Consider the following 16,187-nt stretch of genomic DNA (forward strand, 5'->3'; position numbering starts at 1 on the left):
CATCTTTTCCCAAGGCCATGTCAAGCGATTCCGGAAAGTCACCGCGGCACCGCCACACCCCTGCCCACTCGATGGCCGAATACATACGCCACCCGACGCGGAATGTTTGCTTTCCGGCTCTCCTCGGCGAGACCCCGGCCCCCGGTGTGAGAGATATTGCTGCGCATCACCCGGACGACAGGAGATCGCCTGCGACAGACGTCACATCCAGGGATCATCTTCGGTCGATGTCCGGACGGCAAACCTACTTGAAAAACTGACGAAGACGGTGTGAACATGACCGGGCCAGCAGAGAATCCGATGGACCTCGATTAGTGCTTGAGGTAGCGTCGGCGTGACCGATTCCTGAGGGATCAGTCTCTGTTTATGCCGTACATCTCTCCCTGGGCACACCTGCCCTCACCGACCCCGAATCCCGCCTTGTCGGCGCGTTATTCGTGTGCCCTCCGACAGGGGGCGGGTGTCGAGCGCGTCGGCTGTCAGACGGAAGGACGTCCATGCAAAAGGAATCCTCGGTACGTCGTGTTTCGGTCTTCGACACAACGCTCAGAGACGGAGAGCAGGCGCCGGCGAACGCCATGCGCCCGGAAGACAAACTCGATCTGGCCCTGCGTATCGAAGCGCTGGGCGTGGATTCCATCGAGACCGGGTTTCCCGCGTCCTCGCCCAGTGAATTCAAGGCGACCCGGCTGATATCCCAGCACCTGACCCGGGCGAAGTTCGTGACGTTCTGCCGCGCGGTCCGCGCCGATATCGAGACGGCCGTCGAGGCCGGCGGGGTGCGCAACCACGAGGTCCAGGTGATGGCCACGGGCAGCGATCTGCACCTGGAGCACAAGCGGCAGATCACCCGCAAGGAAGCCGTGGACGAGGTCGTCGACGCCGTCGCCTTCGCCCGCAGTCTCGGCGTCGACTCGGTGTCGGTGCCCATCGAGGACGCCAGCCGCGGTGAGCACGACCTGCTGCGCGCGATCACCGTCGGCGCCGTCGAGGCGGGTGCCGACTGCTTCGTCATCGGTGACACCTCCGGCTGCCTGACGCCGCAGGAGTACGGCGACCTCATCGCCGCCTTCCGCGAGTGGGCTCCCTCCCCCGTGCGTATCTCCACCCACTGCCACGACGACTTCGGCCTGGCGCTCGCCAACGCCGTGGCCGGCCTGCAGGCCGGCGCCGACGAGGTCCAGGCGACCCTCGGCGGCATCGGTGAACGCGCGGGCAACACCGCGCTCGAGGAGATCGCCGCGCTGCTCGCCTACAAGAGCGAGGAACTCGGCCTGCGCACCGACGTCCGGACGGAAGGCATGTACGAGGCGTACACGGCGCTGCGGAAGGTGATCCGGCTGGAGGAACCGAGGAACAAGGCGATCTTCGGCACCTATGCCTTCGGCACGGCCGCCGGCGTCCATCAGCAGGGCGTGCTGCGCAACCCGGCCACGTACGAGTACGTCGAGCCCGCGCGCTTCGGACGGCAGCGCTCCATCCTCATCGGCCGCCACTCGGGCCGCTCGGTCCTGCGCCACCTGCTCGACGAACTCGGCGTGGAGGTGAGCGAGGAGAAGCTGACGGAGCTGTACCGCTCCCACGTCGAGGAGCGCGTCGGAGGGGACTGCGAAGAGCTCTCGGTGGTCAGGGAACGGCTCGCGCGCGAACTCGCGGTGCCCTCCCCCGCCCCCACGGGGGTGTGATGGAACGCCCACGCACCCTGGCCGAGAAGATCTGGGACCGGCACCGCGTGGCCGGTCCGGGCGACAGCCCGGCGGGTACGGACGACCTGCTCTACATCGACCTGCACCTGATGCACGAGGTCACCTCGCCACAGGCCTTCGACGGGCTGCGGCTGACCGGGCGGAGCGTCCGGCGCCCCGACCTGACCCTCGCCGTCGAGGACCACAACGTGCCGACGGACACCGAGGAACTGCACGACCCCGTGGGCCGGCAGCAGCTTCACACCCTGCGCGGCAACTGCGCCGAGCACGGCATCCAGCTGTACCGGATGGGCCACGCCCGGCAGGGCATCGTCCACGTCGTCGCCCCGCAACTGGGCCTGGTGCAGCCGGGCATGACCGCCGTCTGCGGCGACAGCCACACCTCCACGCTGGGCGCCTTCGGCGCGCTGGCGTTCGGCATCGGCACCAGCGACGTCGAGCATGTGCTGGCCACCCAGACCCTCGCGCTGCCCCGGCCGCGCACCATGGCGGCGGAGTTCACCGGCACCCTGCCCGACGACGTCACGCCCAAGGACCTGATCCTGGCCCTCATCGCCCGGATCGGCCCCGGAGGCGCCCAGGGGCACCTGCTGGAGTACCGCGGCGAGGCCCTGCGGACGCTGTCCATGGAGGGCCGGATGACGATGTGCAACATGAGCATCGAGGCCGGCGCCCGGGCGGGGATGTTCGCACCCGACGAGGTCACCTTCGCCTATCTGTCGGGCCTGCCGCACGCTCCGGCCGGCCGCGCCCGGGAGGAGGCGCTGGCCCACTGGCGGACCCTGCCGTCGGACCCGGCGGCCCGCTACGACCGCACCGTCACCATCGACGTCTCGTCCCTGTCGCCGCAGGTGTCCTGGGGTACCAACCCGGGCCAGACGGTCTCCGTCGAGGACACCGTGCCCGCACCGGAGGAGTTCGCCGACGCGGAGCAACGCGCGGCGGCGGCCCGGGCCCTGGAGTACATGGGGCTCACCCCCGGCACCGCGCTGCGGGACGTAGCCGTCGACGCCGTCTTCCTCGGCTCGTGCACCAACGGCCGGCTGGAGGACCTGCGGACCGCGGCGGACGTACTGCGCGGACGGCGGCTGGCCGACGGCACCCGGATGCTCGTGGTGCCCGGCTCGGCCGACGTACGCCTGAGGGCCGAGGAGGAAGGACTCGACCAGGTGTTCAAGGCGGCCGGAGCGGAGTGGCGGCTGCCCGGGTGCTCGATGTGCCCCGGGCTCAACCCGGACCGCGCGAGCGGGCAGGAGCGGGTCGCCGCCACCTCCAACCGCAACTTCGAAGGGCGGCTGGGCGGACGTTCCCGCGTCCACCTGGTCTCGCCCGCGGTCGCCGCGGCCACCGCGGTGACCGGACGTCTCGCGACCCCGGGGGACCTGACGTGACATCACCGTCCGGCCTGCTGCGGCCCCTGGTGCGGCACACCGGCCGCACCGTCCCGCTGCGGCGCAGCAACGTCGACACCGACCAGATCATGCCCGCCGAATTCTGCAAGCGGGTGACGAAGTCGGGATTCGAGGACGCGGTGTTCAGCCGCTGGCGCGCCGAGCCCGGCTTCGTCCTCGAACGCCCCGAACGGGCGGGGGCCAGTGTGCTGCTGGCCGGTCCGGACTTCGGCACCGGAAGTTCCCGCGAGCACGCGGTGTGGGGGCTGCGCGACTGGGGTTTCGTCGCCGTCCTGTCGTCCCGGTTCGGCGACATCTTCCGGCGCAACGCCCTCAAGAACCGCCTGCTGGCCGTCGTGCTGCCGGAGACCGCCATGGAGACGCTGATGGCCCTCTCCGAGCGGGATCCCTCGCTCCGGGTCACCGTCGACGTCGCCGCCGGCACGGTCGAAGGGGGCGGCGGCAACTGGGAGTTCGAGCTGGACGAGCACACCCGGTGGCTGCTGCTCAACGGGTACGACGACATCGCCGTCACCCTGCGCAAGGCCGAGTCCATCACCGCGTACGAGAGGTCACGGCCGCACTGGCTGCCCTCGGTCCGTCCGGACCACGAGGCCGCCGGCTCCGGCCGCACCCCGAAGGAGGCGACATGACCACAGCCCTCGCGCCGTCCGGTGCGCTGCCCCGGGGCGCCGCGCGTGTCGGCGCCCTGCCGGCCGGCGCCCTCGCCCAGCTCCTCCACCTGGGCCGGGAACTGGGCGCCCTGGACCTGGCGGGCGGGGTCCCCGGCACGCCCCTGCCGCCGCGGGACGCCCTGGAGGCCGCCGCCGAACAGCTGCTGCACGGCGACAACCAGTACGAGGACACCAGCGGAAACCTTTCGCTCCGCGAGCAGATCGCGGCCACCCTGCCGGGCCGCCCCGACCCGCGGACCGAACTGACCATCACCACCGGCGCCTCGGAGGCGCTGAGCGTGGCCATGCTGGCCACCGTCGATCCCGGCGACGAGGTGGTGTTCCTCGAACCGTTCTACGAGAACTTCCTCGCCGCGCTGGCCCTGGCCGGAGGCGTCCCCCGGTTCGTGGGCCTGCGGGCACCCGACTGGCGCTGGGATCCGCAGGAACTGGCGTCCGCGTTCGGGCCCCGCACCCGTGCCGTGGTGATCAACTCCCCGGCCAATCCCACCGGCCGGACGCTCACCCGGCCCGAGCTGGAGGAGCTGGCCGCGCTCTGCGAGAAGTGGAACGTGACCCTCATCTCCGACGAGGTGTACGCGCCGTTCGTCTACGACGGCGCCCCGCACGTGTCCGCCGCCGAGGTGCCGGGCCTGCGGGACCGCAGCATCGTCATCGGCAGCCTGTCGAAGGCGTACGCGCTCAGCGGCTGGCGGATCGGGCACCTGCGTGCCTGCCCGCAGCTGACCGAGCGGCTGCGCGCGGTGCACCTCGCCACCAGCTTCAGCGCCACCGGACCGCTCCAGCGGGCGGTCGCCGCCTCCGGTGTCCTGCGGGACACCTCCTGGCAGCCGGCCGCGCGCCTGCAGGAGCTGCGCGACCGGACGGTCGCCCTGTTCACCGCGGCCGGGCTGCCCTGCCGGGCCCCGGAGGGCGGCTGCTACATCATGGCCGACATCCGTCAGATCACCGACGAGGACTGCGAGACCTTCGTACGGCGGCTCGCCACCCGGCGCCGCGTCCTCGTCGTGCCCGGACGCTGCTTCTTCCGCGACCACACCACCGACTCCGGCCACGTCCGCATCGCCTTCAACAAGAGCACCGAGGTGCTCCAGGAGGCGGAACACCGATTGGCCGACGGCCTGTAGGGACGCCCGTGAGCCGACCTCCACGGAGCCCCGCCGATCCCGTTCCGGCAAGGAGAAACCTGTGACGGCAGAGACTGCCACCGCCCTGTACCGCCTGGTCCGTGCTGACGACGGCACGCCGAGTGTGTGGCCCTCGGGCCGGCCGCTGCCCCCCGGATGGCAGCCGACCGGCTTCGACGGCACACGCGAGGAGTGCGTCGCCCACGCCGACACCCTCACCGCCGACGGGCGCGACCTGCCCGCCGTGCCGCCCGGCAGTCCCGGCACCTTGGTCGAGCTGTTCGGGAACACGGCACGACGCCACCCGGACCGGCCCGCCGTCAGCGACGACACGACCTCCCTCAGCTACGCCGAACTCGACCGGCGCTCCGACCTCGTCGCCGCCCTGCTGCGCGAGCGGGGAGTCGGCCCGGAGCACCGTGTCGCCTACCACCTGCGGCGCGGAGTCCCCGTCTTCGTCACCCTGCTGGGCATCCTCAAGGCGGGCGCCGCCTACGTCCCGGTCGACACCCGCTACCCCGACGCGCGCCGCGACCTGATGCTCACCGAGAGCCGCCCGGCCCTGGTGGTCACCGATCCCGGGGAGAGCGCGGGGGCCGGCGCGGCCGGCACGGACGTGTGGGAGTACGGCCTCGACGGCCTGGCCGAGCCACGGGCACCGCTGCCCGGCGTCCACCAGGAGGACGCCGCCTGCCTGCTGTTCACCTCCGGTTCGTCCGGCACGCCCAAGGGCGTGGTGCTGGAGCACCGCAACATCGTGCACTTCGCGACCAACCCGGCGCTGCCCGCGCTGACGCCGCAGGACCGGGTCGGGCACGTCTCCAGCCTGTCCTTCGACGCGTTCCACTTCGAGACCTGGTGCGCGTTCGCCGGGGGCGCGGAGATCGTCGTGCTGCCGACGATGCCGGACCTGCTCACCGGCGACATCGGCCGGGAACTGCGGCGCCGGCGCATCACGGCGATGCTCGTCCCGACCATGGCGCTCAACCACGTGGTCAAGGAGGACCGCGACGCGTTCGCCACGCTCCGGGTGCTGCACACCGGCGGCGACGTCATCCTGCCCGAAGCCTGCCGCCAGCTGCTCTCCGGCTCCTTCTCCGGCGAGTTCTACAACCTCTACGGCCCCACCGAGGGCACCACCGCCTGCTCGGCCCACCGCATCACCGGTGTCGCCGAAGGCGAGGACAGCGTGCCCATCGGCCGCGACCTGGTCGGTACCGAGCTGCTCGTCCTGGACTCCGGGCTGGAACCGGTGCCCGACGGGACGGTGGGCGAACTGCACATCACCGGACCGGGTGTGGCCCGCGGCTACCTCGGCCGGCCCGGTCTGACCGCCGATCGCTTCCTGCCCGCCCCCGGTGCCTCGGGCGGCCGCATGTACGCCACCGGTGACCTGGTCTTCCGCGGCCCCGACGGCGCACTGCGGTACGTGGGACGCGCCGACGACCAGGTCAAGATCCGTGGCTACCGGGTCGAGCCGCGGGAGGCCGAGCGGATCCTCGGCCGCCACCCGCAGCTGCGCGAGGTCGCCGTGCTCGCGGCGGGCACGGGCACCGACCGCCATCTGGTGGCGCTGGTGGTGCCGCACGACGAGGTGTCCCTGAAGGACCTGCGGACGTACGCGCAGGAGGCGATGCCCGACTACATGGTCCCCAGCTCGCTCATCAAGGTGGCGGAGATCCCCGCCAACGACCACGGCAAGCGCGACACCAAGCGCCTCGCCGAGATACTCGACGACCACCTGCGGCACCGGGCGGACCATGTGCCACCGCGGGACGAGACGGAGAAGTACCTGGCGGAGCTGTGGAGCGAGCTGCTGGCGGTCGAGGAGATCGGCGTCCACGACGACTTCTTCGCCCTCGGCGGCAACTCCCTGCTCGCCTTCCGCATGCAGCGACGGCTGGTGCGCGAGCTGACGGTCGACATCAGTGCGCGGGAGATCCTGGCCACCAGCGAGCTGGGCGCCCTGGCCGGAATCATCCGCATCAGGCGTGAGGAGCCGGTGACGGCATGAGCAGCGTACTGACCATCGATCTGACCGATGCGGACGCCTTCGTCGAGCAGCGGCACTACGGCATGCTGGCCTGGCTCCGGGAGAACGACCCCGTCCACTGGCACACCACGGACGACGGCGGCGGCTTCTGGGCCGTCACCCGCTATGACGACGTCGCCCGGCTCTACACCGATCACGAGGGCCTCAGCTCCGAGGGCGGCCCGATGCTCGGCGGTTCCTTCCGCAGCCAGGCGGACCCGTCGGCCGGGCGCATGCTGGTGGCCTCCGACCCGCCGCGACAGCGCCAGATCCGCCAGGTGGTGCACCGCGCCTTCACCCACCGGATCCTGGGCCGGATCGCCCGCCAGGTCACCGAACTGGTGGACGCCGCGGTGGACCGCGCGCTGGCCGACGGAGGCTGCGACTTCGCCACCGACATCGCGCCGGAGCTGCCGGCTGGCGCGGTGATGGCGATGATGGGCCTCTCCCACCGGGAGGCGCGCGAACTGATCGACCTGACCCGCAAGATGATCGGTTTCCGCGATCCGGTCTACGTCGACACCTCCGACGACGAGCGCTTGCGCCTGGCCGTGACCCAGGCCGAGATCTTCGAGTTCTTCGCCGAGATCGTCCGGGAACGGCGGCGGCGTCCCGGGGACGACCTGGTCAGCTTCCTGATCGAGGCCGAGCGCAACGGCCGTCCGTGGCCCGAGGAGGACATCCTCTACAACTGCATGAACGTGGCGGTCGGCGGCAACGAGACGTCCTCGTACACCGCGTGCACCGGACTCCTCGCCCTCCACGACCATCCCGGCCAGCTCGCCGCGCTCCGGCGGCGACCGGACCTGATGGACAGCGCGGTCAACGAGGTTCTGCGCTGGAGTTCCACCAACGCCTACGTGATGCGGGTGGCCACGAGCGATCTGCGCATCGGCGATCGCCAGGTGCGCGAGGGCGACTCGGTCACGCTGTGGAACGTGTCGGCCAACCGGGACCCGGCGCAGTTCGACCGCCCGGACGTCTTCGACATCGCCCGGTCCCCCAACCGCCACCTGACCTACGGCATCGGTATCCACCGCTGCATCGGGGCCATGGTGGCCCAGACGGAACTGGGCATCCTGTTCCGCCGCATGACCGACCCCGGGCTGACCGTGGAGCTGTCCGGCCCGGTCCGGCGGCTGCGGTCGAACTTCATCCAGGGCATCACCCGCATGCCCATCACCGTGCGCTGACACCGGCGGCCACCAGCCACCGGTGCCGGACGGCCGGGCCGGGCCGCGGGTGACCCCCGCGGCCCGCCTCCCGGGCGGATCCGCCACCCGGGCCGCCCGTGTCCTCCGACAACCCACCCCACCCCACCCCACCCCGGGCCGCACACGGCCCGGCACAGCGAGGAGCGTGTCACCCCATGGCCGTGAGCTGGGTACCAGCGGAACGGACCCGCAGCTTCGGGACGTCGATCTTCACCGAGATGACCCGGCTCGCCGAGCGGACCGGCTCGATCAACCTCGGCCAGGGCGTACCGGAGCTGCCGAGTCCGCCGGAGATCCTCGGCCACGCGGTGGCCGCGATCACGGCCGGACGCAACCAGTACCCTCCGGCGACCGGACTACCCGAGCTGAGGGAGGCGGTGGCCGGCCACCGGCTCGCGACCACCGGGGTCTCCTACCGCCCCGACGACGAGGTGCTGGTCACCACCGGTGCCACCGAGGCCGTCGCCTCGGCGCTGCTGGCCTTCTGCGACCCGGGCGACACCGTCCTCACCTTCGACCCCTGCTACGACGCCTACCCGGCGGCGGCCCGGATGGCGGGCGCCCGGGTGACCGCCGCTCCGCTGGCCGTCACCGCGGACGGATTCGTCCTCGATCCCGACGCCCTGCGCCGCGCGGTCGGCCCGCGCACCCGCGTGCTCCTGCTCAACTCGCCGCACAACCCCACCGGAAAGGTCTTCACCCGCGAAGAGCTGACGCAGATCGCCGCGGTCTGCGAGGAACACGACCTGACGGTCGTCACGGACGAGGTGTACGAGCACCTGGTGTACGACGGTGTCCGCCATGTCTCCATCGCCTCGCTGCCGGGCATGCGCGAGCGCACGCTGGTGATCTCCTCGGCCGGCAAGTCGCTCAACGTCACCGGCTGGAAGGTCGGGTGGGCCTGCGGCCCCGCGCCGCTGGTGGCGGCGGTGGCCTCGGCCAAGCAGTTCCTGACGTACGCGTCCGGTACGCCGTTCCAGGTGGCCGTGGCCGCCATGCTCACCTCCGGGATGTCCTGGGTGAGCGGGTTGCGCGACCGGCTGCAGGAGAACCGGGACCGGCTGTGCGAGGGCCTGGGGAAGGCGGGGCTGCCCGCCCTTCCCGGTCAGGGCGGCTACTTCGTGCAGGCCGACGTCCGGCCCTGGGGGTACGACGACGGCACCCGCTTCTGCCGTGAGCTCCCGGCGCGCGCCGGGGTGGTGGCGGTGCCGACGAGCGCCTTCTACCAGAGCGCCGGCAGCCCCGACTGGCTCGTGCGGTTCGGTTTCTGCAAGGGCGGGGACGTGGTGGAGGAGGCGGTGACCCGCCTGGTGGCCGCGCGCTGACGGCTCGTCAGCCGTTCACGGGCGTACGGCCGGCGCCTTTCGTCCGCCCCGCTGCGCGGCCGGGCGCGGAGTCGGACGCGGACGCGGCGTTCGCCTCCGGCAGCGCGGACAGCAGCGAGGTGGGGGCGTGCTGGAAGATGACGATCGTCCGGAAGCCCACGACCTCGCGCCGCTGGCTGAGCCGGTCCATGAGGAACGCGTGCAGGGCCTCGTTGTTCTGGACGGCGACGTGGATGAGGAAGTCGTCACCGCCGGCGACGACGAAGACGCCGACGACTTCCGGGAGTTTGGCGACCGCCTCCTGGAAGGAGGTGATGACCGTGCGGCTGAGCGGTCTGACCTGTGCGGCGACGAACGCCTGGTAGTGCCGGTTCAGCGCGGCGAGGTTCAGTTCCGCGCGGTAGCCGGTGATCACCCCCCGCTCCTCCAGGGAGCGCACGCGTTCGAGCGACGTGGACGGAGCCACTCCGATCTGGCGGGCCAGTTCGCGGTTGGACTGCCGAGCGTTCAGCTGGAGGTGGCGGATGATCGCCGAATCAAGTTCGTCCATGCGATCCATTGTGGCATGCAACTACTTCAACTGTTCGGCGAGCGGGGCACGTTGGCGGCCATCGGATCAGTACGCGCGGGAAGTGGTCGACACCCGGCCGCTGCCGGGGCGAAAGGCCATGCGGACGGAAGCCGCCGCGTTCCGAGGAGGGCCTCGGGCACCTCGGCGTCATCGTGCCCGGCCCGGGGCCCCGTGCGCCGGGCCGACCAGGCGCCTGCGTCGCCGGGGGGGGAAGGGGCTAGCGCGGTTTCCAGGTGAACTTGTCCCCGCCCACCCAGCGGACCACGTCCGGGTCGTCCAGGTCGTGGACGGTGATGCCGAACGCGGCGGCGGCCTCCAGAACGTCGGTGACGGCCCTCGCCTCACCGACGACCTGGCCGTCGATCTCGACGATCCGGAACGGCGGAGTCCCCGGCTGAACCCCGAGCACCAGGATCCGCGGACGGGCGATGTGCGGGCTCGCGATTTCGGTCATGCAATCGAGGGTAGAGCCGGATGGCCGCTCATGGCTTTGTACGCCGCCCGCACCTCGCCGACCTGCGACGACGCGCACTCGCGCCGACGGCCGGGTCAGCCGGCGCCCGGATCAGGGGCGCCGCCAGTCGTCGGCGGTCAGATGAGATCCGGCCATCGGGCCCATGCGCAGCATGCCGCCGTCGACGCTCCAGGACGCGCCGGTGACGTAGGAGGCGTCCGGCCCGGCGAGGAAGGCGATGACGGCGGCGACCTCGCGGGCGTCGCCGGGCCGGCCCAGCGGCACTCCGGGGCGGCGCTCGGTGTGCGGGTCGGTGTCCTCCTGTCCGGTCATGGGCGTGGCGATCTCGCCCGGGGCGACCGCGTTGACGGTGATGCCGTGCTCGGCGAGTTCGATCGCCATCACCTGGGTGAGCAGGCCGAGGCCGCCCTTGGCCGCGCAGTAGGGGGCGGCGCCCACCCGCGGCTGGTGCTCGTGGACGGACGTCACATTGACGATCCGGCCGCCGTCACCCTGCCGGATCATGCGCCGGGCGGCCTTCTGCCCGCACAGGAACGGTCCGGCCAGGTCGACGTCCAGCACGTGCCGCAGGTCCTCCAGCGCCAGGTCGAGGAAGGGCGTGGCGGTGCCGGTGCCGGCGTTGTTCACCAGGACGTCCACGCGGCCCAGGCGCTCGCACAGCGCGTCGACGGTCTCCGCGGCCTCGGGCAGCCGGGTCAGGTCCACCCGGGCGGTCTCGGCGCGCCGCCCGTGGGCGCGGACCTCCTCGGCGGTCCGCTCGGCACCCTCCCGGTCGCTGTGCCAGGTGATGCCGATGTCCATGCCCGCCTCGGCCAGGCGTACGGCGGTGGCACGGCCGATACCGGAGTCGGAACCGGTGATCACGGCCACCTTGGTGTCGGGTGCGCTGGGGCTGGACATGGCGGGGCTCCTCCTCGGCCGGGACGGCGGTGACGCGGCATCGCAGTACCCGGGTGCGGTACGGACAAACGGGGCGCTCCGTCGTGCGGCTCCGGGGACGCTGGGCAACCCTGGAGGGGCGGGGCGGCCGAGGAGGTGGCGATGGATCCCGTCGAGGCGCTGGAGCGGATCGCCTTTCTGCTGGAGCGGTCCCTGGCGCCGGCCTACCGCGTCCGCGCCTTCCGCACCGCGGCTCGTGTGCTGTCCGCGCTGCCCGAGGAGGAGGTGCGGCAGCGGGCGGACGCCGGTTCGCTGGAGTCGCTGAAGGGGGTCGGCCCGAAGACGGCGCAGGTGGTGCACGAGGCGCTGACCGGAGAGGTGCCCGGCTACCTGCGGAAACTGGAGAGCGAGGCGGACGCCCCGCTCGCCGGGGGCGGTGCGGAGCTGCGGGCGCGGCTGCGCGGCGACTGCCATCTGCACTCCGACTGGTCGGACGGCGGGAGCCCGATCGAGGAGATGGGCCGGGCCGCGGCGGCACTGGGGCACGAGTGGGCTGCGCTCACCGACCACTCGCCGCGGCTGACGGTGGCCCGCGGCCTGTCCGCCGACCGGCTGCGCGAGCAGCTGGACGTGGTGGCGGAGCTCAACGCGACGTGGGCGCCGTTCCGGCTGCTCACCGGCATCGAGTGCGACATCCTCGAGGACGGCTCGCTGGACCAGGAGCCGGACCTGCTCGACCAGCTGGACGTCGTGGTGGTGTCGGTCCACTCCAAGCTGCGGATGGACGCCCGCTCGATGACCCGCCGCATGGTGGCCGCCGTACGCGATCCGCACGCCGACATCCTGGGCCACTGCACGGGCCGGCTGCTGACCGGGCGGGGGCGGCCGGAGTCGGAGTTCGACGCGGACGCGGTGTTCGCGGCCTGCGCCGAGTCGGGCACCGCCCTGGAGATCAACAGCCGGCCCGAGCGGCTCGACCCGCCGCGGCGGCTGCTGCGCCGGGCGGTGGAGGCCGGTGTGCTGTTCTCGATCGACACCGACGCGCACGCGCCCGGCCAGCTCGACTGGCAGGTCCACGGGTGCGCCCGGGCGGAGGAGTGCGGGGTGCCCGCCGAGCGGATCGTGACCACGTGGCCGCTGGACGACCTGCTGGCCTGGACGCGGCACGGCCGTACGCCGTCCGGAGTGGCGGACGGTTGACGTGGTACCCGGGCGCCGAACGTGATCCGAGGACACAAGGAAGGGACCGGTGCATGGAACGGGCGGCCGTGTTCGACGTCGACGGGACTCTCGTCGACACCAATCATCTGCACGTGGTGACCTGGTGGGAGGCGCTCCGGCAGGCCGGCCACACCGTGCCGATGCACGCCGTCCACCGGGCCGTGGGCCTGTCCTCCACCGATCTGATCGCCCACCTGCTGGGCGACGACCGGGACACGGAGCAGGACGCCGCGCTGAGCGCCGCGCACAAGGCGCTGTACGGCCAGTACTTCGACCGGCTGCCCGCGCTGCGGGACGCCGGCTGGCTGCTGCGGCGCCTGGCCGGGGACGGCTGGCAGGTGGTGCTGGCCACCTCGGCGGGCGGCGCGGAACTGAGCGCGCTGCGCCGGGCGATCGACGCGGACGACGCGATCACCGCCACGGCGAGCGCCGACGACGTCGAGGCGGGCAAGCCCGCGCCCGAGCCGGTGGCGCACGCGCTGGAACTGGTCGGAGCGCCCGCCGAGCGGGCGGTGTTCGTGGGCGACACCGTCTGGGACATGCGGGCGGGCAGCCGGGCCGGGGTGCGCTGCGTGGCCGTCCTGAGCGGCGGCATCCCGCGCGCCGACCTGGAGCGGGCCGGTGCCGAGGCGGTCTACGCCGATCCGGCCGACCTGCTGGCGTCGCTGTCCGGCAGCCCGCTCGCGTGAGGCATCCGGTCGACGACGCAACGGGCGTGACGGAGGAGAACGACTTGGCGGGGCACGACGAACGCCGGGCCGGACGGCGAGAGCGGCAGGGCGGCGAGAGCGGCCAAGGCGGTCAGGTCGGCCAGGACGGCCGGAGCGGCCAAGGCGGTCAGGACGGCCGGAGCGGGGACGCGCCGGGCCGGGTGCTGCGCTGGGCGCGGGCGGCCGGGCAGGCGGTGCAGGGCCTGAGCCCGCTGGACGCGGTGCGGCAGGACGCCCGCGGGATCGGCCAGGCCGCCTGTTCGGCCTGGCGGGGGCCGGGACGGGAGCGCGACCTGGTCAAACAGTCGCTGAAGGCCGCGGCGGCGGGACTGCTCGCCTGGTTGGTGGGCGGCGCCTGGATGGACGATCCGATGGCGCTGATGGCGCCCTGGGTGGCGGTGGTCCTGGTGCAGGCCACCGTCTACAGCTCGCTGCGGCAGGGGACGCAGCTGTTCGCGGCCATCTGCGCGGGAACACTCCTGGCCTCGGGAGCCCAGGCGGTCACCGACGACAACACCGGGGCGCTGGTCGTCTCCCTGCCGCTGCTGATGCTGATCGCGAACTGGCCGCGCTTCGGCAACCAGGGCATCTACGCGGCCACCACGGCGCTGTTCACCCTCACCGCGGGCACCGTCTCGGCCGCCGCGGTCGGGCACCGGCTGGGGCAGGCGGCGCTCGGCGCGGTGATCGGCGTGGCCGTCAACGCGCTGGTGCTGCCGCCGATCCATCTGCGGGACGTCCGGGAGAACCTCACGGCACTCGCCCGGGAGACGGGCGACGTCCTGGCGGTCATCGCCGACGACCTGCGGGAGGGCGGATGGGACGAACAGACCGCCGCCGAGTGGTCGCGCGCCTCCGGGCGGCTGCAGCGGCGGCTGAAGGCACTGGAGTCGGCCCGCTCCTGGAGCCGGGAGAGCCTGCGCCTGACCTACGCCCCGCTGCGCGCCCTGCACCGGATTCCCTCCGCCCTGCCGCCCGAGCAGGAGGACCAGCGGTGGAGCAGGATCACCGGACAGGTCTCGTCGCTCACCCGGGCCCTCGCGGTGGCGGCCGACGAGCGGCGGACGCCCACCCCGCCGGAGGGGCCGGTGCTGGAGCAGTACGCGAGGCTGCTGGAGCTGATCGGCGACTCCTGCCGGGTGGAGGCCGACCGGCTGGTGGGCGAGGTGGTGGACGCCCAGCCGGACGGGACGACGCGGGAGACGATGGACGACCTGCACCAGCGGCTCCAGGAGGGGCTGCGGGAGCAAGCCGGCCGGGGCGCCGCGCAGGCCACGGTCCTTGGCACGCTGCTGCTGGAGGCCGAGAACATCTGGGCCGAGACCCTCCCGGCGGACGGCGCCGAGGAGGCCGGGACCGCAGGGCGCGCCGGGGACGGCACGGGCGCGGAGGCCCTTCCCGACGCACGGGAGCGGTGACGCACATCACCGCAAAACGCGACAGACCATGGAACACCCACAGGTCGTGCACCGTTGAACGGGGCGCGGGTACGGATGGGACAGTGTCCCCGGGCCTCACCCATGGCGCACAGGGACGATCGTTCGGCTGAAGCCCCGTGCAGCCTTTCGCCGAGAGGCGACCGCCGTCCGTATCCACCACCAGTCGGCCCCGACCGTGATCCCCCCGTCCGGTCGGGGCACTCTTCTGTCCGCCTTCCCACCCGCTTTCCCGGCCGTCTTCCCGTCCGCGTGCATGCCCGCGGCCGAGGGGTACCCGGTGACCTCCGCCGAGCAACGGCCGAGAGGAGCGGATGGTGAGCAGCACAACGGGCAGCAGGATCGTGGTCACGGGCGCCACCGGAAACGTGGGCAGCAGCGTGGTGCGTCTCCTCTCGGAGGACCCGGAAGTCGGGTCGGTGGTGGGGCTCGCCCGGCGGCTCCCCGAGTGGCAGCCCCCGAAGACGGAGTGGTCGGCGGTCGACGTGACCTCCGATCGGGCCGATCTCGTCGGACACTTCTCGGGCGCCGACGCGGTGATCCATCTGGCCTGGGCGTTCCAGCCGACGCACGATCCGGCGACGACCTGGCGCACCAACGTGCTCGGCTCCATCCGGGTGTTCGAGGCGGTGGCCACGGCCGGCGTACCGGCGCTGGTGCACGCGTCCTCGGTCGGGGCCTACTCGCCGGGGCCGAAGGACCACGCCGTGGACGAGTCGTGGCCGACGCACGGCTGGCCGGACGCCGCCTACTGCCGGGAGAAGGCCTATCTGGAGCGGGCGCTGGACACCTTCGAGCGCGACCACCCCGGTATCCGGGTGGTGCGGATGCGGCCCGCCTTCCTGTTCAAACGGGAGTCGGCGAGCGAGCAGCGGCGCATCTTCGGCGGCAGGTTCCTGCCCGGCCCGCTGGCCCGGCCCGAACTGCTGCCCTTCCTGCCGGACGTTCCGGGGCTGCGGGTGCAGGCGCTGCACACCGACGACGCCGCGAACGCCTACCGGCTGGCGGCGCGCTCCGACGACGCCCGCGGCCCGTTCAACCTGGCGGCCGAGCCGCCCGTCGACGCCGGCCTGCTGAGCGAGCTGACCGGTGCCCGCCCGGTCCGGCTGCCGCGCACCGCGGCCCGCTCGGCGATCGCCGCCGCGTGGGGGCTGCATCTGCTGCCCGCGTCGCCGCATCTGTTCGACGCGGTGCTGCGGCTGCCCCTGATGGACTGCACGCGCGCGCGTGCCGAACTGGGCTGGCGCCCGGAACGCACGGCCACCGAGGTGCTGGAGGAGTTCCTCCAGGGCCTGCAGCAGGGCGCGGGGGCACCGACGGAGCCGCTGCGGGGGCGGAAGCTCGGCTGACCCCGAGCGGCCGTGCCGACCGTCGCCGCGCCGACCGTCGTCGCCGGCCGTCATCC

At 72.7% G+C, this 16,187-nt stretch carries 14 protein-coding genes; 11 read left to right on the forward strand and 3 right to left on the reverse strand.

Features of this window, described 5'->3' with window-relative positions; translation table 11 throughout:
• Nucleotides 1-497 precede the first annotated feature (497 nt).
• The 7 genes from ACLGIH_RS03440 to ACLGIH_RS03470 all read left to right on the forward strand — a co-directional run bounded on the left by ACLGIH_RS03440 (nt 498) and on the right by ACLGIH_RS03470 (nt 9,490).
• Nucleotides 498-1,685 (forward strand): LeuA family protein, encoded by a 1,188-nt coding sequence (locus ACLGIH_RS03440; protein ID WP_416523719.1) that lies wholly within the window; start codon nt 498-500, stop codon nt 1,683-1,685.
• Nucleotides 1,685-3,097 (forward strand): 3-isopropylmalate dehydratase large subunit, encoded by a 1,413-nt coding sequence (leuC, locus tag ACLGIH_RS03445; RefSeq protein WP_416523720.1) that lies wholly within the window; start codon nt 1,685-1,687, stop codon nt 3,095-3,097. Before ACLGIH_RS03440 ends, leuC begins: the two co-directional genes overlap by 1 nt.
• A 17-nt stretch (nt 3,098-3,114) precedes the next feature.
• Nucleotides 3,115-3,750 (forward strand): 3-isopropylmalate dehydratase small subunit, encoded by a 636-nt coding sequence (gene leuD, locus ACLGIH_RS03450; protein WP_416529271.1) that lies wholly within the window; start codon nt 3,115-3,117, stop codon nt 3,748-3,750.
• Complete coding sequence (locus tag ACLGIH_RS03455; RefSeq protein ID WP_416523721.1) at nt 3,747-4,919, forward strand: pyridoxal phosphate-dependent aminotransferase; 1,173 nt, start codon at nt 3,747-3,749, stop codon at nt 4,917-4,919. The genes leuD and ACLGIH_RS03455 overlap by 4 nt, the downstream gene beginning before the upstream one ends.
• A 61-nt stretch (nt 4,920-4,980) precedes the next feature.
• On the forward strand, nt 4,981-6,933 hold the full coding sequence (locus tag ACLGIH_RS03460) for an amino acid adenylation domain-containing protein (RefSeq protein ID WP_416523722.1): 1,953 nt from the start codon (nt 4,981-4,983) through the stop codon (nt 6,931-6,933).
• Nucleotides 6,930-8,144, forward strand: coding sequence for a cytochrome P450 (locus tag ACLGIH_RS03465; RefSeq protein WP_416523723.1), 1,215 nt, complete (start codon nt 6,930-6,932; stop codon nt 8,142-8,144). The genes ACLGIH_RS03460 and ACLGIH_RS03465 overlap by 4 nt, the downstream gene beginning before the upstream one ends.
• Before the next feature lie 176 nt (nt 8,145-8,320).
• Nucleotides 8,321-9,490 carry an aminotransferase class I/II-fold pyridoxal phosphate-dependent enzyme gene (locus ACLGIH_RS03470; protein WP_416523724.1) on the forward strand — a complete coding sequence of 390 codons (1,170 nt, stop codon included), beginning with the start codon at nt 8,321-8,323 and terminating at the stop codon, nt 9,488-9,490.
• 7 nt (nt 9,491-9,497) lie between these two features.
• Here ACLGIH_RS03470 and ACLGIH_RS03475 read toward each other — a convergent pair whose 3' ends face one another.
• From ACLGIH_RS03475 to ACLGIH_RS03485, 3 genes are all read right to left on the reverse strand, one after another.
• The gene (locus ACLGIH_RS03475) at nt 9,498-10,040 is read right to left on the reverse strand and encodes an Lrp/AsnC family transcriptional regulator (RefSeq protein WP_416523725.1); all 543 of its coding nucleotides are present in this window, start codon (nt 10,038-10,040) and stop codon (nt 9,498-9,500) included.
• Between the two features lie 238 nt (nt 10,041-10,278).
• A complete protein-coding gene (locus ACLGIH_RS03480; RefSeq protein ID WP_416523726.1) occupies nt 10,279-10,515 on the reverse strand; it encodes a hypothetical protein in 237 nt (78 codons plus the stop codon).
• 111 nt (nt 10,516-10,626) lie between these two features.
• Nucleotides 10,627-11,436 carry an SDR family oxidoreductase gene (locus ACLGIH_RS03485; RefSeq protein ID WP_416523727.1) on the reverse strand — a complete coding sequence of 270 codons (810 nt, stop codon included), beginning with the start codon at nt 11,434-11,436 and terminating at the stop codon, nt 10,627-10,629.
• A gap of 141 nt (nt 11,437-11,577) precedes the next feature.
• Here ACLGIH_RS03485 and ACLGIH_RS03490 point away from each other — a divergent pair, with 141 nt between their 5' ends.
• The 4 genes from ACLGIH_RS03490 (at nt 11,578) to ACLGIH_RS03505 (ending at nt 16,131) form a co-directional block, all read left to right on the forward strand.
• Entirely contained in the window at nt 11,578-12,615 is a 1,038-nt protein-coding gene (locus ACLGIH_RS03490) for a PHP domain-containing protein (RefSeq protein ID WP_416523728.1), read from the forward strand.
• A 53-nt stretch (nt 12,616-12,668) separates the two neighbouring features.
• A complete protein-coding gene (locus ACLGIH_RS03495; protein WP_416523729.1) occupies nt 12,669-13,325 on the forward strand; it encodes an HAD family hydrolase in 657 nt (218 codons plus the stop codon).
• A gap of 242 nt (nt 13,326-13,567) precedes the next feature.
• A complete protein-coding gene (locus ACLGIH_RS03500) occupies nt 13,568-14,764 on the forward strand; it encodes an FUSC family protein (RefSeq protein ID WP_416529272.1) in 1,197 nt (398 codons plus the stop codon).
• Between the two features lie 335 nt (nt 14,765-15,099).
• The gene (locus ACLGIH_RS03505; protein WP_416523730.1) at nt 15,100-16,131 is read left to right on the forward strand and encodes an SDR family oxidoreductase; all 1,032 of its coding nucleotides are present in this window, start codon (nt 15,100-15,102) and stop codon (nt 16,129-16,131) included.
• Nucleotides 16,132-16,187: the final 56 nt, after the last annotated feature.

It is taken from the genome of Streptomyces hamibioticus (genome assembly GCF_047946815.1).
In the GTDB taxonomy this organism is placed as follows: domain Bacteria; phylum Actinomycetota; class Actinomycetes; order Streptomycetales; family Streptomycetaceae; genus Streptomyces.